Origin of the sequence: Phreatobacter cathodiphilus, from assembly GCF_003008515.1 — a bacterium.
Taxonomy (GTDB): domain Bacteria; phylum Pseudomonadota; class Alphaproteobacteria; order Rhizobiales; family Phreatobacteraceae; genus Phreatobacter; species Phreatobacter cathodiphilus.
This window is the reverse complement of sequence record NZ_CP027668.1, coordinates 1,092,045-1,112,049: the sequence shown is the minus strand read 5'-3', so window position 1 is coordinate 1,112,049 and position 20,005 is coordinate 1,092,045. Positions and strand designations below refer to the sequence as shown.

Annotated in this window: 19 protein-coding genes; 9 read left to right on the top strand and 10 right to left on the bottom strand. The window is 68.8% G+C overall.

Features of this window, described 5'->3' with window-relative positions; genetic code table 11:
- Positions 1 to 26: 26 nt before the first annotated feature.
- Positions 27 to 1,520 (bottom strand): leucyl aminopeptidase, encoded by a 1,494-nt coding sequence (locus tag C6569_RS05370; protein ID WP_106747867.1) that lies wholly within the window; start codon positions 1,518 to 1,520, stop codon positions 27 to 29.
- Between the two features lie 200 nt (positions 1,521 to 1,720).
- On the opposite strand from C6569_RS05370, the gene lptF reads away from it, so the two are divergent.
- The 7 genes from lptF to C6569_RS05335 all read left to right on the top strand — a co-directional run bounded on the left by lptF (position 1,721) and on the right by C6569_RS05335 (position 10,806).
- Complete coding sequence (lptF, locus tag C6569_RS05365; protein ID WP_106747866.1) at positions 1,721 to 2,899, top strand: LPS export ABC transporter permease LptF; 1,179 nt, start codon at positions 1,721 to 1,723, stop codon at positions 2,897 to 2,899.
- Positions 2,899 to 3,981, top strand: a complete 1,083-nt coding sequence (gene lptG / locus C6569_RS05360; protein WP_106747865.1) for an LPS export ABC transporter permease LptG — start codon at positions 2,899 to 2,901, stop codon at positions 3,979 to 3,981. The genes lptF and lptG overlap by 1 nt, the downstream gene beginning before the upstream one ends.
- Positions 3,981 to 6,644 (top strand): LPS-assembly protein LptD, encoded by a 2,664-nt coding sequence (locus tag C6569_RS05355; protein WP_106747864.1) that lies wholly within the window; start codon positions 3,981 to 3,983, stop codon positions 6,642 to 6,644. Before lptG ends, C6569_RS05355 begins: the two co-directional genes overlap by 1 nt.
- 81 nt (positions 6,645 to 6,725) lie before the next feature.
- Positions 6,726 to 7,670, top strand: coding sequence for a peptidylprolyl isomerase (locus C6569_RS05350; protein ID WP_106747863.1), 945 nt, complete (start codon positions 6,726 to 6,728; stop codon positions 7,668 to 7,670).
- Positions 7,671 to 7,702: 32 nt separating this feature from the next.
- A complete protein-coding gene (gene pdxA, locus C6569_RS05345; protein WP_425440711.1) occupies positions 7,703 to 8,689 on the top strand; it encodes a 4-hydroxythreonine-4-phosphate dehydrogenase PdxA in 987 nt (328 codons plus the stop codon).
- On the top strand, positions 8,686 to 9,534 hold the full coding sequence (gene rsmA / locus C6569_RS05340; protein ID WP_106747861.1) for a 16S rRNA (adenine(1518)-N(6)/adenine(1519)-N(6))-dimethyltransferase RsmA: 849 nt from the start codon (positions 8,686 to 8,688) through the stop codon (positions 9,532 to 9,534). Before pdxA ends, rsmA begins: the two co-directional genes overlap by 4 nt.
- A 126-nt stretch (positions 9,535 to 9,660) precedes the next feature.
- Entirely contained in the window at positions 9,661 to 10,806 is a 1,146-nt protein-coding gene (locus tag C6569_RS05335) for an MFS transporter (protein ID WP_245898246.1), read from the top strand.
- A gap of 33 nt (positions 10,807 to 10,839) precedes the next feature.
- Here C6569_RS05335 and gmk read toward each other — a convergent pair whose 3' ends face one another.
- The 7 genes from gmk to fabD all read right to left on the bottom strand — a co-directional run bounded on the left by gmk (position 10,840) and on the right by fabD (position 17,246).
- A complete protein-coding gene (gmk, locus tag C6569_RS05330) occupies positions 10,840 to 11,523 on the bottom strand; it encodes a guanylate kinase (protein WP_106747859.1) in 684 nt (227 codons plus the stop codon).
- 2 nt (positions 11,524 to 11,525) lie between these two features.
- Positions 11,526 to 12,413: a YicC/YloC family endoribonuclease gene (locus C6569_RS05325; RefSeq protein ID WP_106747858.1), complete on the bottom strand. Its 888-nt coding sequence runs from the start codon at positions 12,411 to 12,413 to the stop codon at positions 11,526 to 11,528.
- Between the two features lie 81 nt (positions 12,414 to 12,494).
- Positions 12,495 to 13,679 carry an endolytic transglycosylase MltG gene (gene mltG / locus C6569_RS05320; protein WP_245898245.1) on the bottom strand — a complete coding sequence of 395 codons (1,185 nt, stop codon included), beginning with the start codon at positions 13,677 to 13,679 and terminating at the stop codon, positions 12,495 to 12,497.
- Between the two features lie 79 nt (positions 13,680 to 13,758).
- Positions 13,759 to 15,012, bottom strand: a complete 1,254-nt coding sequence (fabF, locus tag C6569_RS05315; RefSeq protein WP_106750907.1) for a beta-ketoacyl-ACP synthase II — start codon at positions 15,010 to 15,012, stop codon at positions 13,759 to 13,761.
- Between the two features lie 99 nt (positions 15,013 to 15,111).
- Positions 15,112 to 15,351, bottom strand: a complete 240-nt coding sequence (locus tag C6569_RS05310) for an acyl carrier protein (RefSeq protein ID WP_106747857.1) — start codon at positions 15,349 to 15,351, stop codon at positions 15,112 to 15,114.
- A 198-nt stretch (positions 15,352 to 15,549) separates the two neighbouring features.
- A complete protein-coding gene (fabG, locus tag C6569_RS05305; RefSeq protein ID WP_106747856.1) occupies positions 15,550 to 16,287 on the bottom strand; it encodes a 3-oxoacyl-[acyl-carrier-protein] reductase in 738 nt (245 codons plus the stop codon).
- A 14-nt stretch (positions 16,288 to 16,301) separates the two neighbouring features.
- Positions 16,302 to 17,246, bottom strand: coding sequence for an ACP S-malonyltransferase (fabD, locus tag C6569_RS05300; RefSeq protein ID WP_106747855.1), 945 nt, complete (start codon positions 17,244 to 17,246; stop codon positions 16,302 to 16,304).
- A 166-nt stretch (positions 17,247 to 17,412) separates the two neighbouring features.
- Between fabD and C6569_RS05295 the strand changes: the two genes are divergently transcribed.
- On the top strand, positions 17,413 to 18,636 hold the full coding sequence (locus tag C6569_RS05295) for a GTP-binding protein (RefSeq protein WP_106747854.1): 1,224 nt from the start codon (positions 17,413 to 17,415) through the stop codon (positions 18,634 to 18,636).
- Positions 18,637 to 18,642: 6 nt separating this feature from the next.
- Here the strand turns inward: C6569_RS05295 and C6569_RS05290 are convergent, their stop codons facing one another.
- Positions 18,643 to 18,921 (bottom strand): hypothetical protein, encoded by a 279-nt coding sequence (locus C6569_RS05290; protein ID WP_106747853.1) that lies wholly within the window; start codon positions 18,919 to 18,921, stop codon positions 18,643 to 18,645.
- Between the two features lie 74 nt (positions 18,922 to 18,995).
- Positions 18,996 to 19,211, bottom strand: a complete 216-nt coding sequence (locus tag C6569_RS05285) for a hypothetical protein (protein ID WP_146144734.1) — start codon at positions 19,209 to 19,211, stop codon at positions 18,996 to 18,998.
- A 296-nt stretch (positions 19,212 to 19,507) separates the two neighbouring features.
- Here C6569_RS05285 and rpsF point away from each other — a divergent pair, with 296 nt between their 5' ends.
- Complete coding sequence (gene rpsF, locus C6569_RS05280; RefSeq protein WP_106747851.1) at positions 19,508 to 20,005, top strand: 30S ribosomal protein S6; 498 nt, start codon at positions 19,508 to 19,510, stop codon at positions 20,003 to 20,005.

The following is a 20,005-nucleotide window of genomic DNA, read 5'->3' as shown; positions in this document are numbered from 1 at the left end:
CGTCGTTTTTGCATAGCTCCGGGCGATCAGCGCTCGTAGCCGTCCGCCACGAACCTGTCGAGCAGCCTGACGCCCCAGCCGGCGCCCCAGCTCCGGTTGATGTCGCCCTTGCTGGAGTTCATTGCCGTGCCGGCGACGTCGAGATGGGCCCAGGGCACGTCGCCGACGAAGCGCTGGAGGAACTGGGCGGCGGTGATGGCGCCGCCATAGCGGCCGCCGGTGTTCTTCATGTCGGCGAACTGGCTGTCGATCAGCTTGTCGTATTCGGCCGAGAGCGGCATGCGCCAGACCTTCTCGCCGGTGGTGAGGCCGGCCTCCGTCAGCGCCTTGGCCACGTCGTCGTTGTTCGAGAACAGGCCGGCATTCTCCTGGCCGAGGGCGACCATGATGGCGCCGGTCAGCGTGGCGAGATTGACCATGGCCTTCGGCTTGAACCGGTCCTTGGCGTACCAGAGCACGTCGGCGAGGACGAGGCGGCCCTCGGCGTCGGTGTTGATCATCTCGATGGTCTGGCCGGACATGGAGGTGAGGATGTCGCCGGGCCGGTAGGCGTTGCCGTCCGGCATGTTCTCGACGAGGCCGATGAGACCGACGACGTTGGCGCGCGCCTTGCGGGCGGCGAGCGCATGCATGGCGCCGACCACGGCGGCAGCGCCGCCCATGTCGCCCTTCATGTCCTGCATCCCCTCGCCGGGCTTGAGCGAGATGCCGCCGGAATCGAAGCAGACGCCCTTGCCGACGAGACAGACCGGCGCCTCGCCGTCCTTGCCGCCGTCCCAGCGCATCACCACCACGTGGCTGTCGCGGGCCGAGCCCTGGCCGACGGCGAGGAGCGCGCCCATGCCGAGCTTCTTCAGGTCCTTCTCGTTGAGCACCTCGACGTCGACGCCGAGGCGGGCGAGATCGCCGGCGCGCTTGGCGAATTCGGTGGGGAAGAGGACGTTCGGCGGCTCGTTGACGAGGTCACGGGCGACGTCGACGCCGTCGGCGACGGCCTCGCGCGCCTTGAAGGCCTTGCGGGCGGCCTTCTCGTCGGCGACCAGCAGGGTGACGGAGCGCTTGCGGCTGCCGGCCTCGCCCTCCTTCTTCTTCGTCTTGTAGCGGTCGAAGCTGTAGAAGCGCAGGCGCAGGCCGAGGGCAAGGTCGGCCGCCTGATCGGCGCTCAGCGCACCGGAGGCGGTGGCGACGACGACGCTCGCCTCGGTCGCCGCGTCCGGCAGGCGGGCGCAGATCGCGCCGCCCAGCTTGATCACGTCGAGCTCCTTCCAGTCGGCGGCCTTGCCGATGCCGGCGGCGATCAGCCGCGAGGCGGCGAGCTTCTCGGGCGCGATGATGTCGAGGAAGCCGCCGGCCTTGCCCTTGAAGCCGTCCTGCGCCGCGGCGCGTTCGAACAGGGCGCCGGCCGTGGCCGGGAGCGAGGCCGCCTCAGGCAGGGCCATGTCCTCGCCGACGAGGCAGACCAAAAGCCCCGTGACGGGGGCGGACAGCGGCGCGAAGCTGATCTTCAGGGTATCGGGCATGGGGCCAACTTGCTGTGGATGAGAATCGGGCGCAATGCCCTGATGCATCACACTAACGCGACGTTGTGGCCGGTGGGAGACGCCCGGCCGGGAATCGGCAATGCCGGACCGCGCCACCTTGCCGTCGCCATGATCGGCTTCTAACCGTTGGCCGTGAACCAAGCGCGGGTTGGCGGACCCTGCACCAGCATGAGCCGGGAATGGGATCCCTCGAACGCTACATCTTCCGGCAGGCTGCCCTCGCCTTCGTGGCCGGGCTGTTCATCCTGACCCTGGTCGTCTGGATCACCCAGGTCCTGCGACAGCTCGACCTCGTGACCAACAGCGGCCAGACCATCGCCCTGTTCTTCATGATGACGAGCCTCGGCATCCCGGTGCTGCTCGCCCTCATCGCGCCCATCGCGCTGTTCATCGCCGTGGTGCAGACGCTGAACAAGCTGAACAGCGATTCCGAGCTGATCGTCATGTCGGCCGCCGGCGTGTCGCCGGCGCGAGTCGCCCGTCCGCTCTTCGTGCTGACGATGCTGGTCATGGTCTTCGTCGGCGCGCTGTCGCTGTGGCTGACGCCCTCCTCCATCCGGCACTTCCGCCTGCTGCTGACGCAGGTCCAGGCGAACCTGCTCACCGCCATCGTGCGGCCGGGCCAGTTCACCCAGGCGGATCGCGGCCTCACCTTCCACATCCGCGACCGCGCCCCGGGCGGCGTGCTCCTCGGCATCGTGGTGGCCGACACCCGCGATCCGCAGGTACACATGATCTACGTGGCCGAGCGCGGCGTGATCAGCGAACAGCCGCAGGGCACGTTCTTCGTGCTGGAGAACGGCAACCTGCAGCGGCGCGAGACGAAGGACGGGGCCACGTCGATCGTCGTCTTCGACCGCTACGCCTTCGACCTGTCGCAGCTCACGCAGGCGGCCGAAACGATTTATAGACCATCCGAGCGCTATACGTCCGAACTCATGAGCCCCGACCCCGCCGATCCCATGCTGGAGCGGTGGCGTGGGAGGTTCCGTCAGGAGCTGCACGACAGGTTCGCCGCGCCGCTCTACCCACTGGCCATGTTGTGTATTGCGTTCGCCATGCTGGGACAGGCCCGTACGACGCGGCAGAGCCGCGGAGCCGCGATCGCCGGTGCGATCATCATCATGGCCGCCTTCCGCGGCGGCGGCTTTGCCGTGTCCGGAATCGTGGCGGCGCGGCCGGCGGCGGTGCCCCTCGTCTATCTCCTCCCCGTCGTCACCATCGTGTTCTTCGGCGCCATGTCGCTCGGGTTGATCAAGGTCCGCCCGCCCGAGGTGCTCACGCGCCTGTCGAACGAGATCACCGACCGCGTCACGCGGATGATCGCGGCACGCACGGCGCAGGGAGGCAGCGCCTGATGGTGTCGACCTTCTCCCGCTATATGACGCGCAAGTTCCTGGCGGCGGTGGGCGGCACCTTCCTCGGCACGTTCGGCCTGGTGCTCATCGTCGACTTCGTGGAGCAGCTCCGCCGCGTGGAGGATGCCAGTCGCGCGCCGACCCATCTGGTGGCGCTGCTGACCGTCTACCGCGTTCCCGCCTTCATCGAGATCGTGCTGCCCTTCGCGGTGCTCGTCGGCGCCATGCTGTGCTTCCTCGGGCTGTCGCGGAAACTGGAGCTTGTGGTGGCGCGGGCGGCGGGCCTGTCGGCCTGGCAGTTCCTGACGCCCCCCGTGGTGGTGGCGGTGCTCCTCGGGGTCTTCGCCGCCACCGTTTACAATCCGGTGGCCTCCGATTTCCGCGAGCGCAGCTTCAAGCTGGAGTCCGATCTGTTCGGCCGGGCCCTTCAGGGCGATCAGCGCACCAATTTCTGGCTGCGCCAGGCGACACCCGACGGTCAGGCCGTGATCAACGCCGCCTCCGCAACCGAGCGCGGCCAGCGCCTGAGCGGCGTCAGCGTGCTGGTCTATGGCGCCGACGGTGCCTTCAAGGAGCGGATCGACGCGGAAAGCGCCGAGCTGGACGAGGGATTCTGGCTGCTGCGCAAGGCGGTCGTCACCCCCGTCGGGGCAGAGCCGGTGAAGCGCGAGACCCACCGGGTCGCCACCCAGCTCACCGCCGACCAGGTCCGACAAAGCTTCGTGATGCCCGAGCAGGTGTCGTTCTGGGAACTGCCGCAATTCATCGAGCTCGCGCGCCGTTCGGGCCTGCCGGCGGCCCGTTTCGAGCTGCAGTACCAGCTTCTGCTCGCCAGACCGCTGCTTCTGGTGGCGATGGTGCTGGTGGCCGCCGCCGCCAGCCTGCGCTTCGCCCGGCTCGGCGGATTGGGCAAGACGATTCTGGGTGGCGTGGTCGCCGGATTTTTGCTTTACGTGGGTTCGGAACTGGCCGGCAATCTGGGGCGCTCGAATCTCGTGCCCCCGGTTCTCGCCGCCTGGTCGCCTGCATTTATCGGTGCGTTGATGGGTTTCATGGTTCTACTGAAGCTGGAGGACGGCTGATGCTTCGCGCAGCACGCCGCCCGGCGGCTTCCACGACCCGAATCGCCCGCTCTGCCCTGACCGCGACCGCCAGCCTCTTGGCGCTGGTCGTCGCGTCGGGTGGACTTGCACCCCTGCGCGCCCAGACGGCCGATGCGCCGGTGGAGGGGCGGTCCTACATTCTCGACCCGACGCAGGTGCAAAATCAGCCGGCGCCGCCCTCGCCCGTGCGGTCCGCCGGTCCCCCCACCGCCGTCGCGGGGCCGACCTTCTCCTCCACGCCCCCGGGCACGCCGATGCAGGTCAATGCCGGCCAGCTCGTCTATGATGAGCGGACGAGCCGGGTGTCGGCGCGCGGCAACGTCCAGATCTATTACGACGGCCGCACGATCGAGGCCGACGTCGTCACCTACGACCAGCGCTCGGGCCGCGTTCGGGCCACCGGCAACGTCCGCATCACCGAACCGTCGGGCAACATCGCCCACGGCCAGGACATGGAGTTCGACCAGCAGTTCACCAACGGCTTCATCCGTTCGCTGAACCTGGAGACGCCGGACCGCCGGTTCATCGGCGCCACCGACGTGACGCGCGAGGGCGGCGACACGACGACCTTCGAACGTGCCGCCTATACGGCCTGCGCCTCCTGCCGCGCCGACCTGTCGAAGCCGCCGACCTGGGTGATCAAGGCCAAGCGCATCATCCACCGGGAATCCGAGCGGACGATCTATTTCGAGGACGCGCGCTTCGAGATGTTCGGCGTGCCGATCGCCTATATGCCGCGCTTCTGGTCGCCCGACCCGACCGTGCGCAAGGCGTCCGGCATCCTCGTGCCCGGCATCGCCGGCTCCAACCGCACGGGCATCGGCGTCGAGGTGCCCTATTTCTGGAACATCCAGCCGAACTACGACCTCCTGATCGCGCCGCGCTACTATTCGCGCCAGGGCTTCATGCCCATCGCCGAGTGGCGGCACGGCTTCGAGAGCGGCTATTATTCGATCCGGGCCGCCGGCATCCGGCAGAACGACCCCGGCGTGTTCATGTACAACGACGGCGTGACACGGGAGGTGGGCAACCGCGAGTTCCGCGGCATCCTGCACACGACCGGCATCTTCCGCGTCACCGAGCGGTGGTCCGTGGGTTGGGACCTCAACCTCATGTCGGACACGGCCTTCCTCAGGGACTATTCCCTGTCGCTGCCGGGTCAGACCGAGGCCAATTCCCGCGTCTTCCTGCGGGGACAGGGATCGCGCAGCTGGTTCGACCTGTCCGCGACCCGCTATGTCGGCATCACCGCGACCGACACCGACAACAAGATCCTGCCCACCACCCACCCGGTGCTCGATTATTTCCGGGTTCTCGACCAGTCGGTCATGGGGGGTGAGTTCTCCTGGCGGACGAGCGTCGTCAGCCTGTCGCGCGAGGCGGCGGACGTGTCGCGCCGGAACCCGTTCGCGGTGGACACGACCAACCCGCAGAACCCGCTGGCGCCGATGATCTGCAATCGCAGCCTCCCCAGGGGTCAGACGGCTCTCTACACCAATCTCGACCCGCGCAACTGCCTCGTGAACGGCATCGACGGCAACTACTCGCGCGTTTCCGCCGAGGCGGCCTGGCGCCGCCGCGTCATCGACGCCATGGGCCAGGTCTGGGAGCCCTTCGTCTCGGTGCGCGGCGACGTGACCTATCACCATCTCAAGGACGAGAGTGCCGTGCTCGGCTCCTTCTCGCGCCTGGCGCAGGACGACAGAATCTACACGCGGTTCATGCCGGCCGTCGGCATGACCTACCGCTATCCCTGGATCGCCGGGAACGCCTACGGCACGACGACGGTCGAGCCGATCCTCCAGATCATCGCGCGGCCGAGCGAGCAGAACATCGGCTACATCCCGAACGAGGACGCGCAGAGCCTCGTCTTCGACGACACCAACCTGTTCCAGGTCAACAAGTTCTCGGGCTGGGACCGGGTCGAGGGCGGCGGGCGGCTGAACTACGGCCTCAACGTCACCCACCGTTTCACCAACGGCTCGTCGATGAACGTGATGTTCGGCCAGTCGCTCCACCTGTTCGGAATCAACTCGTTCTCGGCCGGCGCGCTCTACGACATGGCGGCGACCGGGGCCAATTCCGGTCTTGACAAGCAGCGCTCCGACTATGTGGCGCGGTTCCAGTACCAGCTCGATCGGAACTTCCGCTTCTCGGCCCGCGGCCGCTTCGACGAGCGGACCTTCGCGGTCCAGCGCGGCGAGATCGACGCCACCGGGCGCTTCGGCAATTTCGCCCTGACCGGCACCTACGGCTTCCTCGCGCCGCAGCCCGACCTCGGCTATCTCGTGTCGCGCAGCGCCGTCGGCGCGGCCCTCTCCTACACGGTCGCCACCAACTGGACGCTCTACGGCGCGGCGCGCTTCGCCTTCCAGCGGCAGAACCTGGCTGCGACGGTGGCGTCGGACCTCACCGAGCGCAACAAGATCGAGGGCCTGACCGTTGGCGTGAACTATCTCGACGACGCGATGCAGCTCGGCTTCTACTATTCCCGCGACTTCGCCGCCGAGGTGGTGACGCTGAACAACGTCGCGACGACGCGCGACGTCCACCGCTTCATGTTCCGGTTCAACCTGCGCACGATCGGCGAGCTGACCCTGTCCCAGAACGTCTCGAACTGGTTCAATCCGCCCTCGCAATGACCCCCCTGCCCTGATTGCGCCACCCTCTTGGGCGAGGGAGCAGGCTCGGCATTTTCGTTCCCTGTCCAAGGAGGCGCCCTCATGGTTCCCGTGCGACCCTTGCTCGCCGCTGCTCTCGCCGTCGCCCTGTCCGCCGGGGTCGTCGCCGGCTCCGCCTCCGCCCAGGAAGGCCGGGTCATCGCCACCGTCGGCGGCGTCCCGATCACCAGCTTCGACATCCCCCAGCGCCAGCGCCTGCTGCAAATCCGCGAGGGCCGGCCGCATTCGGCGGAGCAGGCGCTCCAGGACCTGATCAACGACCGCATCAAGTTCGCCGAGGCCCGGCGCTACCGCGTCGAGGCCAACGAGCAGCAGGTGGCGGCTGCCTATGCCCAGGTCGCCCAGCGCTCCGGCTTCGACCCTCGCGGTTTCGACCAGGTGCTGCGCTCCCAGGGCATCGAACCCAGAGTCTACAAGGGCAAGCTGCGCGCCGACCTGTCCTGGTCCAACCTGATCGGTGCCCGCTACGGCCGCACGATCTTCATCACCGATACCCAGCTCGTCGACGCCCTGTCGCGCCGGCAGGGCGCGACGCGCCCGGTCAACTACGTGCTCCGGCCGGTCGTGCTTCTGGTGGCGGCGAACGCGCCGCCGGCCCAGGTGCAGCGCCGGATGGCCGAGGCCAACGCCCTGCGCGGCCGGTTCTCCAGTTGCGCCACCGATATGGAGAAGGTCGCGGCCATTCCCGACGCCGCCGTGCGCGAGCAGTTCCGCCGCCTCAATACCGACCTTAGCCCCGCCTTCCGCCAGGTGCTGGACCAGACTGCAGTGGGCAAGCTGACGCCGCCGAGCCGCACCCAGCAGGGCATCGAGATGATCGCCGTCTGCTCCAAGGAAGAGGCGAGCACCAGCGATACCGCCGCCCGCAACCAGGTGCGCGAAGAAATGACCACGGCCGAGATGAAGCGCATCTCCGAGACCTACCTCGCCCGGCTGCGGCAGACCTCCGTGATCAATTATCGCGACGGCCGCGGCGAGCGGCGCTGAGCGGCGCCGTGCTCCTGCCCCTCGCCATCTCCATGGGCGAACCGGCCGGCATCGGTCCGGATGTCGCCCTCATGGCCTGGCGGGACCGGGCGGCACACCGCCTCCCCCCCTTTTACGTGATCGGCGACGCGGGCCTGATGGAGGCTCGAGCCGTACGGCTCGGGATCGGCGTGCCTGTCGTCCCCTGCCTGCCGGAAGAGGCGGTGGAGACCTTTCCCTACGGCCTGCCGGTGCTCGATATCGGCGAGGGCATGGACGACCGGCCGGGCCAACCGACCTCGGAGACGGGCATTTTGGTCATCGAGGCGATCCGGACGGGCGTCGACCACATCCGCTCGGGCAGGGCGGGGGCGATCGTCACGGCACCGATCTCCAAGTCGGTGCTGGCAGAGGCGGGTTTCGCCCATCCGGGCCATACCGAATTCCTCGGCGAACTGGCGCGGGCTTTCCGCGTCGGGCCGGTGCGACCGGTGATGATGATCTGGAGCGAGACGCTGGCCGTCGTTCCCGTCACCATCCACATCCCCGTCGCCGCGGTGCCCGTGCGCCTGACGACGAACCTGATCGTCGAGACCGGCGCCATCGTCGCCCACGACCTCGCGACCAAGTTCGGCATCGCCCGCCCGCGGCTCGCGGTCTGCGGGCTCAACCCGCACGCGGGCGAGGACGGGCTGATCGGCCGCGAGGACATCGAGGTGGTGGCTCCCGCCGTGGCGGAACTCCAGCGCCTCGGCATCGCCGCCACCGGCCCCCATCCCGCCGACACGCTGTTCCACCCGGCAGCGCGCGAGACCTATGACGCGGTGCTCGGCATGTATCACGACCAGGTGCTGGCGCCGGTGAAGACCATCGCCTTCGACGAGGGCGTCAACGTCACGCTCGGCCTCCCCTTCATCCGCACCTCGCCCGACCATGGCACGGCCTATTCCCTCGCCGGCACCGGCACGGCCCGCCCGACCAGCATGATCCAGGCGATCGCGCTCGCCGGCCGGCTCGCCCAGAAGAAGCCCGCCGCTTGAGCGCGATCGACCCTCTGCCGCCGCTGCGCGAGGTCATCGCCCGCCACGGGCTGATGGCGAAGAAGGCGCTCGGCCAGAACTTCCTGCTCGACCTCAACCTGACGAGCCGCATCGCCCGCGCCTCCGGGCCGCTGGAGGGCGCGACGGTGGTGGAGGTGGGTCCGGGGCCCGGCGGCCTCACCCGGGCGCTGCTCGCCGGCGGGGCGGGCCGGGTCATCGCCATTGAGCGCGACGCGCGCTGCCTGCCGGCCCTCGCGGAGATCGCCGCGGCCTATCCCGGCCGGCTTGAGGTGATCGAGGGCGATGCCTTGAGGGTCGACTTCGCCGCGCTCACCGGCGGCGCGCCGGCCCGCATCGTTGCCAATCTGCCCTACAATGTCGGGACGAACCTCCTCACCGGCTGGCTCACGGGAGAGGCCTGGCCGCCCTGGTACCAGTCGCTGACGCTGATGTTCCAGAAGGAGGTGGCGCAGCGCATCGTCGCGGCGCCGGGCTCGGACGCTTACGGCCGCCTCGGGGTGCTCGCCGGCTGGCGCACGAGCGCGAAGATGGTGTTCGACGTGGCGCCTTCGGCCTTCGTGCCGCCGCCGAAGATCACCTCGACGGTGGTCCATCTCGTGCCGCGGGCTGAACCCCTGCCCTGTTCGGTGAAGATGCTGGAGCGGGTGACGCTCGCCGCCTTCGGCCAGCGCCGCAAGATGATCCGCCAGAGCCTCAAGGGCCTCGGCCGCGATCCCATGCCGCTGATCGAGGCGGCGGGGCTCGACCCGACCGAGCGGGCGGAGAACCTGACGATCGAGGACTTCTGCCGGTTGGCGCGGCTGGCCGAAGGCGGAGAGGCCTAGGCGAGCCTGCCGGCGGATGAAGAGCAGGCATGCAGGCTGACGGCTTCTTTGTCACCCGCCGGTCACCTTCCCTCGCCGCCTCCGCCATATCATTCGGCCATGCAGTACCAAGGCACCCCTCTGGCGATGACGCTCACCGTCCTGGCGGTTACCCAGACCCTGGGATGGGGCGTGCTCAGCCTGCTCCCGGTGGTCGGCCCTGTCGTCGCCACCGACCTCGGCATGTCCTTGCCGTCGGTATTCCTCGGAACATCGACCATGTATGTCGTCACCGCGCTCGCGGCACCGATGCTGGGACGCTGGCTGGTTCGGTTGGGGGCGCGCACGCTCATGCTGGCTGGCTTCGCAACCGGCGCCGGCGGCCTGCTTCTTCTCGCCGCCGCGTCCGGACCTGCAGGTTATTTCGCCGGTTGGACGCTTCTCGGGCTTTTCAGCGCATCGTCCCTGACCACTTCCGCCTATGTCCATCTCAACGCCGTCGGCGGGCAGCGCGCCAGGACAGCGATCGGATCGCTCATGCTGGTCACAGGCCTCGCATCGAGCATCTTCTGGCCGCTGACGGCCTCGCTCTCCTCCCAAATGGGCTGGCGGGCGACGGTGGTCGTCTATGCCGTCGCGCTGATCGTCGTTGCTCTGCCTCTGATCCGGTTCGGCCTGCGCGACAGCGGCGGGTCAGCGGAGCCCGCTTCGCCAAGGGAGACCGGCGGAGGCGCGGGGCCGCCCCGCGGGACATTCGGCCTGATCGTCGGGGCCATCGTCTGCAACGGCTTCGTCACCGTCGGCTTCGAGGCCGTCATCATCGAAACCGCCAAGGCACTGGGGGTCGGAGCGGCCGAGGCGATCGCGATGGGATCGCTGGTCGGTCTGCTGAAGGTGGGCGGACGGTTGCTCGATATTGCCGGCGGCGGGCGCTGGGACGGGCTGGCGACGGGCCTGATCGCCGCCATGGTCATGCCGCTGGGGATCGGCGCGCTGCTCGTCGGCGGAGATGCGCTTTGGGCCCTGGGCCTCTTCGCCCTGCTCTTCGGCCTGGCCGGAGGCGCCTTCGCCGTGGCCCGGGCTACCATGCCGCTCGTCTTCTACGACAAGGCCACCTATGCCCTGGCCATGGCGCGCATCGGGCTGCCGCTCAATCTCATCTACGCGGCGGCCCCGCCACTGCTCTCGGCCTTGCTGGTCCATGTCGGGGCACAGGCGGTGCTCGGATGCGCCCTCGGCTTCAGCCTCGTCGCTCTGGGCTTCCTCGCAGTGCTCCAAACGCGGCGGCGCTGAGCCGACGCGGCCGGACATGTCGGCCAGCCGACCTCAACGAGCCTCCGGCAGCCCCGACACACCGTTCGCGATCACCGCATCCAGGTCCCGGCCGAGCTCGGCGATCAGCGCCTCCAGCTTCGGGCGGCGGCGCTGCTTCAGCCGCTCGGCGTGGAGGATGGCCTTCAGCTCGGCGAAGGCGCGGCCGAGGTCGTCGTTGACGAGGATGTAGTCGAAATCCGCCCAGTGGCCGATCTCGTCGCGCGCCGTGCGCAGGCGCTTCAGGATGGCCGCCTCATCGTCGCTGGCGCGGCGCTTCAGCCGGGCGATCTGCTCGGCGACGGAGGGCGGCAGCAGGAAGACGGTCGCCATGTCCTCGCGCACCATGGCGGCAAGCTGGCGCACGCCGGCGACGTCGATGTCGAACAGCACGTCCTTGCCGGCGGACAGGGCCTCCTCCACCGCCCGGCGCGGCGTGCCGTAGCAATTGCCGTGGACCTCGGCCCATTCGAGCAGGTCGTTCGCCTCGCGCATGCGCTCGAAGGTGGGGCGATCGATGAAGTGGTAGTGGACGCCGTCAATCTCGTCCTTGCGGCGGGCGCGGGTCGTCACCGAGACGGAGAGCGCGATATCGGTCTCCTCGGCGAGGAGCTGGCGGGTGAGCGTCGATTTCCCCGCGCCCGAGGGCGAGGTGAGGATGAGCATGAGGCCGCGGCGGGCCGTAACGGGGTCGGCCATGGCTACTCCAGGTTCTGGACCTGCTCGCGGAACTGCTCGACCACCGCCTTGAGGGCGAGGCCGGTCGCCGTGAGCGTCACGTCGTTGGCCTTGGAACAGAGCGTGTTGGTCTCGCGGTTGAACTCCTGGGCGAGGAAGTCGAGCTTGCGGCCGACGGCGCCACCCTCTCCCATCAGCTTGCGGGCGGCGGCGACATGGGCGTCGAGCCGGTCCAGCTCTTCCCGGATGTCGGCCTTGGAGGCGACCATCAGGGCTTCCTGGTGCAGCCTGTCCGGATCGAAGTTGCGGCCGGGTTCGAGCAGCGCCGCGATCTGGTCGGCGATCCTGGCGCGGATCGCCTCGGGGCGGCGGCAGGGATTGTCCTCGGCCTCGCGCTTCAGGGCGGCGATCTCGTCGAGACGCTCGGTGAGCACGGTGCCGAGAGCGGCGCCTTCGCTGCGGCGCATGTCGAGGAGGCGGGCGAGCGCCACGTCGAGGCCGGCGAGAATGTCGGCGACGAGCCGGGCCTTCTCCTCCTCGCTCTCCTCGGCCTCCACCACGTCGATGACGCCCTTGATGGCGAGGAGGCCGTCGATCGCGGGGGCACGGGCGTCGATCCGCTCGGCGACGAGGCGCGCCGCCTCGGCGACCTGCGCCAGGACCGCCTCGTTGATGCGAACCTCGGTGGTGGCGGTCTCGCGCTTCACCGAGAGGGAAGCGAAGACCGACCCGCGGGCGACCGCGGCGGAGATCTTCTGGCGGACAGCCGGCTCGGCCGCATCGAGGCCGGGGGGCAGCTTGAGCTTGACGTCGAGACCCTTGGAATTGACGGACTTGATCTCCCAGGCCCAGAGGGCTGCGCCCGTCGCGCCTTCGGCACGGGAAAATCCCGTCATGCTGGACAGGGCCATGGATTCCTCTGAGGCGGAGTGACCCTGAGGGCGTTAAGTCGCCGCCGCGGCGAGGTCAAGCACCGCCGTGGCGGGCACCCGTCAACGGGTGGTGGCGCGGGGCGGCGTGCCGGCGGGAGCTGCCGGCGTATCGGCGGTGGCCGCGGGGGTGCCCGCCGCCTCGGCGCGCTCGCGCTCGATGCGCCGCCAGTTGGCGACGTTGCGGTTGTGCTGCTCCAGCGTCTCGGCGAAGACGTGGCCGCCGGTGCCGTCGGCGACGAAGAAGAGATCGCGATGGCGAACCGGGTTGGCGACGGCCTCCATGGCGGCGCGGCCAGGATTGGCGATCGGCGTCGGCGGCAGGCCGTCGATCTGGTAGGTGTTGTAGGGCGTCAGACGCTGGATTTCCGACTGCAGGATCGGCCGGCCCAGAGCACCGCGGCCGCCGACGATGCCGTAGATGATGGTCGGGTCGGACTGCAGGCGCATGCGGCGGTTCAGGCGGTTGACGAAGACGCCGGCGACGCGCGGCCGCTCCTCGGCCTTGCCGGTCTCCTTCTCGACGATGGAGGCGAGGATGACGAGCTCTTCCGGCGTGCGCAGCGGCAGGTCCTGGCTGCGGCGCGCCCATATCTGCTGCAGCAGCCGGGTCTGGAACTGCGTCATCTGGTCGATCATCTGCTGGCGGGTGGTGCCGCGGGTGAAGCGGTAGGTGTCCGGCAGCAGCGAGCCTTCGCGCGGGATGCGGGCGATGTCGCCGGTGAGCACGTCGTTGTCGCGCAGGCGCCCGACGATCTGCTCCGAGGTCAGGCCTTCCGGGATCGTGACGCGGTATTCGATGGGCTTGCCGTCGAGCACGATGGCGAGGGCCTCGGCGGTCGAGGCGCCGCGGGGGAAGAGATACTCGCCCCATTTCAGGTCGCCGCGTACGCCGTAGAGCTGGACGGCGGCCGAAAAGAGCAGCGCGCTGTTGATGACGCCGTTGCGCTCCAGGGTCTGGGCGATCGCCTCGGCGGTCGAGCCGCGCTCGATGAAGACGGCGCGATCCTGCTGCAGCGGACCCTGGGCGACGAAGGCCTGGCGGGCATAGAGGAACGCCGCCATGCCGCCGACGAGGCCGACCAGCAGGATGGTGATGATCAGGTTGCCGATGACGACCCACTGGTTGCGGGCATGGCGCGAGGCCGGCGGCGGCGGCGGCGCCGATTCGGGCTCGAGGGCCGCTCGGGGCGACTTGATGGCCGGGCGGGACCCGTTCTGCGGGTTGGGTCCGGGACGATCGATCATGGGGCCGCGCTCTGATCAGGTGCTCGCATCACGGTGGGGAGTGATGCGCAGGGAATGTGGCGAAAGGCGGGTCCCCGCCTCAAGCCGCAGCGCGGAAGATGACCGATGCGTTGGTTCCACCGAAGCCGAAGGAATTGGACAGGACCGTCTCGATGGGGCGCTTGCGGGCCACGTGCGGCACGAGGTCGATGGCCGTTTCCACCGAGGGATTGTCGAGGTTGAGGGTGGGCGGCGCCACCTGGTCGCGGATCGCCAGGATGGAGAAGATCGCCTCGACCGCGCCGGCCGCACCGAGGAGGTGGCCGATGGAGGACTTGGTCGAGGACATGGAGATCTTCGAGGCGGCATTGCCGACGAGGCGCTCGACCGCCCCGAGTTCGATGCCGTCGGCCATGGTCGAGGTGCCGTGGGCGTTGATGTAGTCGACGTCGGAGGCGCTGATGCCGGCGCGCTTCAGCGCCGCCTGCATGCAGCGGAAGGCACCGTCGCCGTCTTCGGCGGGCGCCGTGATGTGATGGGCGTCGCCGGAGAGGCCATAGCCGATGACCTCGGCATAGATCTTCGCGCCGCGGGCTTTGGCGTGCTCGTATTCCTCCAGCACGACCATGCCGGCGCCCTCGCCCATCACGAATCCGTCACGGTCGCGATCGTAGGGGCGCGAGGCGCGGGTCGGCTCGTCGTTGAAGGTGGTGCAGAGCGCTCGGCAGGCGGCGAAGCCGGCGAGCGACAGGCGGCTGATGGGCGATTCGGTGCCGCCGGCCACCATCACGTCGGCATCACCGAAGGCGACGAGGCGGGCGGCGTCGCCGATGGCGTGGGCGCCCGTCGAGCAGGCGGTGACCACCGCGTGGTTCGGGCCCTTGAGGCCGTGGGCGATGGAGACGTAGCCGCCGGCGAGATTGATCAGGCGGCCCGGAATGAAGAAGGGCGAGATGCGGCGCGGGCCCTTGTCGCGGAGGATCATCGCCGCCTCGGCGATGCCGTCGATGCCGCCGATGCCCGAGCCGATGAGGACGCCGGTGGTGTTCTGGTCGTCGGGAGTCCTGGGATGCCAGCCGGCGTCGTCGAGAGCCTGCTTGGCGGCGCACATGGCGAAGACGATGAACTCGTCGACCTTGCGCTGCTCCTTCGGCTCCATCCAGTCGTCTGGATTGAAGGCGCCGGCGCCTTCGCGCGGGATCTGGCAAGCGATCTTGGCGGCGATGTCGGAGACGTCGAAGCGCTCGACCTTGGAGGCCCCGCTCTCGCCCTTGATGAGACGCGACCAGGTTTCCTCCACGCCGCAGCCGAGCGGCGTGAGAAGGCCCATTCCCGTCACAACTACGCGGCGCATCATCGTCTCACCCATGTCCCGCCCGGTGAACGAAAAGCCGGAGACGCTGCGCGCTCCCCGGCTCTTTGGACGTCAAAGTCGAATTTGACGGTGCTGAAATCAGGCGCTGGCGGCCTTGTCGAGGAACTTCACGGCGTCGCCGACCGTCAGGATCGTCTCGGCCGCGTCATCCGGGATTTCCACGCCGAACTCTTCTTCGAACGCCATCACGAGTTCGACGGTGTCGAGGCTGTCGGCCCCGAGGTCGTCGATGAAGCTCGCGGTCGGAACGACCTTCTCGGCATCGACGCCGAGCTGTTCCACGACGATCTTCTTCACGCGTTCAGCGGTATCGCTCATTAGATTATCCTCGTTCCATCCGACGATGAGGCACCGCTCTCGAACGGATGCGGTGTGCGGCTTAGTAGTCTTGCAGGCGGCGCGCCGCGTCGCCGTGAATTCCGGATCGTTTGGGAAGCCCCTTGCCCGAACCTGAAGGCTCTCTATCACAGGCCTTCCGGTTTTGCCAGCTTGCCTCCCAAAGAGTGAATTAGCCAACTAGATCATGGCCATACCACCGTTCACGTGGAGTGTCTGCCCGGTGACGTAGGCCGCTTCCTCCGACGCAAGATAGACGACAGCGGCGGCGATTTCATCCGCCCGGCCAAGCCGGCCGGCCGGAACGCGCGTCAGGATCGTTTCCTTCTGCTTGTCGTTCAGGACGTCGGTCATGGCGGTTTCGATGAAGCCGGGCGCGAGGCAGTTGACCGTGACGTTGCGGCTGGCGATCTCGGCCGCGAGCGACTTCGACATGCCGATGAGGCCGGCCTTGGCGGCCGCGTAATTGCCCTGGCCGGGATTGCCGGTGACGCCGACCACGGAGGTGATCTGCACGATCCGGCCCCAGCGCTTGCGCATCATCAGCTTGGCGGCGGCGCGGCTCAGGCGGAAGTTGGCGGTGAGGTTCACCTGGATCACCTGGTCCCACTCCTCGTCCTTCATACGAATGAAGAGGTTGTCGCGGGTGATGCCGGCATTGTTGACGAGGATGTCGAGCCCGCCCATGGCCGCTTCCGCGGCCGGCACCAGCGCGTCGACCTCGTCGAGGGCGGAGAGGTTGGCGGGAAGGACATGGGCGCGGCTGCCGAGGGCGGCGGCGAGCTCGTCGAGCTTCTCGCGCCGCGTGCCCGAAAGGGCGACGGTGGCGCCGCGGCCGTGCAGCGCGCGGGCGATGGCGCTGCCGATGCCGCCGGTCGCGCCGGTGACGAGGGCGGTCTTGCCGGTCAAGTCGAACATGGTCGATCTCCCTGTCAGCCGCGCGCGGCTTTGAACGCCGCGACGTCGTCGGGCGTTCCTATGGCGGTTCCGGTGGCGCCGTCGGCGATGCGCTTGACGAGGCCGGTCAGCACCTTGCCGGAGCCGATCTCGTAGAAGGTGGTGACCCCCGCCCCGGCCATGGCGGCGACGCATTCGCGCCAACGCACCGTGCCGGTCACCTGCTCGACGAGGCGGCGGACGATCTCGGCGGGGTCGCTAACGGGCGCGGCGACGACATTGGCGACGACGGGCACGACCGGTGCCTTCACCGTCACCTTCGCAAGGGCCTCGGCCATGGCGTCGGCCGCCGGCTGCATCAAAGCGCAGTGGAAGGGGGCGGAGACGGGCAAGGGTATCGCGCGCTTGGCGCCCTTGGCCTTGGCGAGTTCGCAGGCCCGGTCGACGGCGGCCTTGTGGCCGGAGATGACGACCTGGCCGCCGCCGTTGTCGTTGGCGGCCTGACAGACCTCGCCCTCCGCCGCCTCGGCGGCCACCGCCACGACAGCCTCGAAATCGAGACCGAGAATGGCGGCCATGGCGCCGGTGCCGACCGGCGTCGCCGCCTGCATGGCATTGCCGCGGATGCGCAGGAGGCGCGCGGCATCGGCGATGGAGAAGGTGCCGGCGGCGGCGAGCGCCGAATACTCGCCGAGCGAATGGCCGGCGACGAAGGCGGCGTCGCGGGCGAGGTCGAGGCCGGCCTCGGCCTCGAGCACGCGGATGGTGGCGAGGGACACCGCCATCAGCGCCGGCTGGGCGTTCTCGGTCAGCGTCAGGGTCTCGATCGGCCCGTCCCACATGACGGCCGAGAGCTTCTGGCCGAGCGCCGCATCGACCTCGTCGAAGACCGCGCGGGCGACGGGAAAGGCATCGGCCAGCGCCTTGCCCATGCCGACGCTCTGGCTGCCCTGACCGGGAAAGGTGAATGCGGCTGTCATGGACCGGACCTCGCGACGCCCCTGGAGAAGGTGCGCGGGACTGGCATCGGGCTGGCGCGGAGTCAAGCGCGAGCGACCCTTATCGACAGTCTGGAGCGGTACCAGCCGCCTCTTGCCAGACGCCCCGTCATCCACGATATGTTACATTATAACCTATGAGGATCCCATGGCCCGCGACCAGCGCCTGCCCGTCACCGTCCTTTCCGGCTTCCTCGGCGCCGGCAAGACGACCCTGCTCAACCACATCCTCAACAATCGCGAGGGACGGCGGGTGGCGGTCATCGTCAACGACATGTCGGAGGTGAACATCGACGCCGACCTGGTCCGCGAGGGCGGCGCCGACCTGTCGCGGACGGACGAGAAGCTGGTCGAGATGACGAATGGCTGCATCTGCTGCACCCTGCGCGATGATCTGCTGACGGAGGTGCGCCGCCTCGCGGAGGCCGGGCGCTACGACTACCTCTTGATCGAGGGCACCGGCATCGCCGAGCCGCTGCCGATCGCCGCGACCTTCTCCTTCCGTGACGAGAAGGACCGGGCGCTGGAGGACGTGGCGCGGCTCGACACGATGGTGACGGTGGTCGATGCCATCAACCTGCTGACCGATTTCGGCAGCCGGGATTTCCTGAGAGACCGCGGCGAGACCGCCGGCGGCGAGGACGAGCGCACCCTCGCCGATCTCCTCACCGACCAGATCGAGTTCGCCGACGTGGTCATCGTCAACAAGATCTCCGACGTCGACGCCGAGCGGCGCGACCTCGTGCTGAAGGTGGTGCGCGGGCTGAACCCCGATGCCCATGTCATCACCACCGACTTTGCGTCCGTCGACCTCGCCGAGGTGCTGGACACCGGCCGCTTCGATGCCGAGAAGGCCGAGATGCACCCGCTCTGGGCCAAGGAACTCTACGGCTTCAAGGACCATGTGCCGGAGACGGAGGAATACGGCATCTCCTCCTTCGTCTATCGCGCCTCCCGCCCCTTCGACCCCGGGGCCTTCGACGCCGTCCTGAAGACGACGTGGCCGGGCCTGATCCGCGCGAAAGGTCATTTCTGGCTGGCGACGCGGCCGGACTGGTGCGGGGAACTGTCGATCGCCGGCGCGGTGTGCCGGACCTCCGCCATGGGCTTCTGGTGGACCGCGGTGCCGAAGGCGCGCTGGCCGCAATCGGAGGAGTGGCGCCAGATGCTCAAGCGCCACTGGCATCCGGTCTATGGCGACAGGCGGCAGGAACTGGTCTTCATCGGCACGGGCATGGACGAGGCGGCGATGCGCGCGGCGCTCGACGGATGCCTCGTCGGCCGCGCTTCGGCGACGCGCTTCGATCCCGCGGCGTTTGAGGGGTTGCCGGACCCCTTCCCCGCCTGGCGGCGGGAGGCGGACGCGGCCTGACCGGCTTCAGTGTCCAACGCGGTCGGTGATGGCGACGACGAGTTCCTCGCCCTCGAAATAAAGCGTCTCGGTGCCGGTGGGAACCGCGTCGTCGGCAATAGCGAGTTCGACCTCGCCGCGGGCGACGGCCTCGACCAGGGCCCGGCCGAGTGAACGGCGGGCCGACTCGTCCTCGGCGAAGACGCCGAGTTCCTCGCAGGTCCGGTCGAACTTGCGCTTGATGAGGGTGAGGTCGCGCGCCGTCAGGACGCAGCCGCGACTTTGCATGTGATGGACATCGGCCATGGATTCGCTCCCGGAAAGGTCCGCCTCGCGAACTATTTCTTCTTGTTTCATCGCATCACGGCAGGATCATGGCGTCAGTCGGCGAGGCTGTAACGCTTCTTCTTCTTCGGCGGCGCGCCGCGGATGACGTCCTCCGGCCCGGCCTGGCGGTCGGCGAAGGTGCCCTCGCCGACCTCGTCGCCACCGACCCGGTCCTCGCCACGATTGCCGGGGCTCGTCCGCCCGTCGGGATGGGCGGTTCCGCGCCCGGTTTCCGGTCGAGGTGTTCCCGCCTTGGGCGTGGTGGCCATGGTCGTCTCCCCATTCATCCGCGTCTCACAACCCGGTGCCGGGCCCCGTGGTTCCCGTCGCGGCGACGAAAACCGCAGCGCTCCTGCGGAAACGGCCTTGAATCCGTGCGGCGATCGCGTATAAGGCCGCCTTCGCTTCGGACGGCCGGTGGCTGAACGGACGGCAGGCTCGCCTGCAGGATGGTGTTTTCCATCCGTCGTCCGGTGTCTCCGCCTTCGAGAAAACTGTCGGGCCTGTCCAGGGCTCGGGGGGCTTCGCGCCGGACAAAGCGTCACTCGAACCGGAGACAGGCCGAATGCCTCTCTATGAACATGTGTTCCTGGCGCGCCAGGACGTGACCTCTCAGCAGGCGGAAGCGCTTGCCGAGCAGTACAAGGGCGTCATCGAGGCCCATGGCGGCTCGGTGCCCAAGGTCGAGCCCTGGGGCCTGAAGTCGATCGCCTTCCGCGTCCGCAAGAACCGCAAGGCCCACTACACGCTGATGAACATCGATGCTCCGCCGGCGGCGATCTCCGAGATGGAGCGCCAGATGGCGATCAACGAGGACATCCTGCGCTTCATGACCGTGAAGGTCGAGGAGCTCGAGGAAGGCCCGTCGGCCATGCTGCAGAAGCGCGACCGCGACGATCGCGGCGAGCGCGGCTTCGGCGGCGACCGCGGCTTCGGCGGCGGTGGCGGTCGTGACCGCGGCTTCGGCGGCGGTGGTGGCGGTGGCGGCGGCGCGCGCCGTTTCCGCGATCGTGATGGCGGGGATGTCGAAGCCTCCGCCGATGTCGAACAGACGGAGGAGTGA

Coding starts and splice junctions, on each gene's coding strand:
- mltG (WP_245898245.1), bottom strand. CDS start 13,679: ATGATCGATCGTCCCGGACCCAACCCGCAGAACGGGTCCCGCCCGGCC.
- lptG (WP_106747865.1), top strand. CDS start 2,899: ATGGTGTCGACCTTCTCCCGCTATATGACGCGCAAGTTCCTGGCGGCG.
- fabG (WP_106747856.1), bottom strand. CDS start 16,287: ATGTTCGACTTGACCGGCAAGACCGCCCTCGTCACCGGCGCGACCGGC.
- C6569_RS05325 (WP_106747858.1), bottom strand. CDS start 12,413: ATGGCCCTGTCCAGCATGACGGGATTTTCCCGTGCCGAAGGCGCGACG.
- C6569_RS05355 (WP_106747864.1), top strand. CDS start 3,981: ATGCTTCGCGCAGCACGCCGCCCGGCGGCTTCCACGACCCGAATCGCC.
- C6569_RS05310 (WP_106747857.1), bottom strand. CDS start 15,351: ATGAGCGATACCGCTGAACGCGTGAAGAAGATCGTCGTGGAACAGCTC.
- C6569_RS05295 (WP_106747854.1), top strand. CDS start 17,413: ATGGCCCGCGACCAGCGCCTGCCCGTCACCGTCCTTTCCGGCTTCCTC.
- gmk (WP_106747859.1), bottom strand. CDS start 11,523: ATGGCCGACCCCGTTACGGCCCGCCGCGGCCTCATGCTCATCCTCACC.
- pdxA (WP_425440711.1), top strand. CDS start 7,703: ATGGGCGAACCGGCCGGCATCGGTCCGGATGTCGCCCTCATGGCCTGG.
- C6569_RS05350 (WP_106747863.1), top strand. CDS start 6,726: ATGGTTCCCGTGCGACCCTTGCTCGCCGCTGCTCTCGCCGTCGCCCTG.
- lptF (WP_106747866.1), top strand. CDS start 1,721: ATGGGATCCCTCGAACGCTACATCTTCCGGCAGGCTGCCCTCGCCTTC.
- C6569_RS05285 (WP_146144734.1), bottom strand. CDS start 19,211: ATGGCCACCACGCCCAAGGCGGGAACACCTCGACCGGAAACCGGGCGC.
- C6569_RS05370 (WP_106747867.1), bottom strand. CDS start 1,520: ATGCCCGATACCCTGAAGATCAGCTTCGCGCCGCTGTCCGCCCCCGTC.
- C6569_RS05290 (WP_106747853.1), bottom strand. CDS start 18,921: ATGGCCGATGTCCATCACATGCAAAGTCGCGGCTGCGTCCTGACGGCG.
- rpsF (WP_106747851.1), top strand. CDS start 19,508: ATGCCTCTCTATGAACATGTGTTCCTGGCGCGCCAGGACGTGACCTCT.
- fabD (WP_106747855.1), bottom strand. CDS start 17,246: ATGACAGCCGCATTCACCTTTCCCGGTCAGGGCAGCCAGAGCGTCGGC.
- fabF (WP_106750907.1), bottom strand. CDS start 15,012: ATGCGCCGCGTAGTTGTGACGGGAATGGGCCTTCTCACGCCGCTCGGC.
- C6569_RS05335 (WP_245898246.1), top strand. CDS start 9,661: ATGACGCTCACCGTCCTGGCGGTTACCCAGACCCTGGGATGGGGCGTG.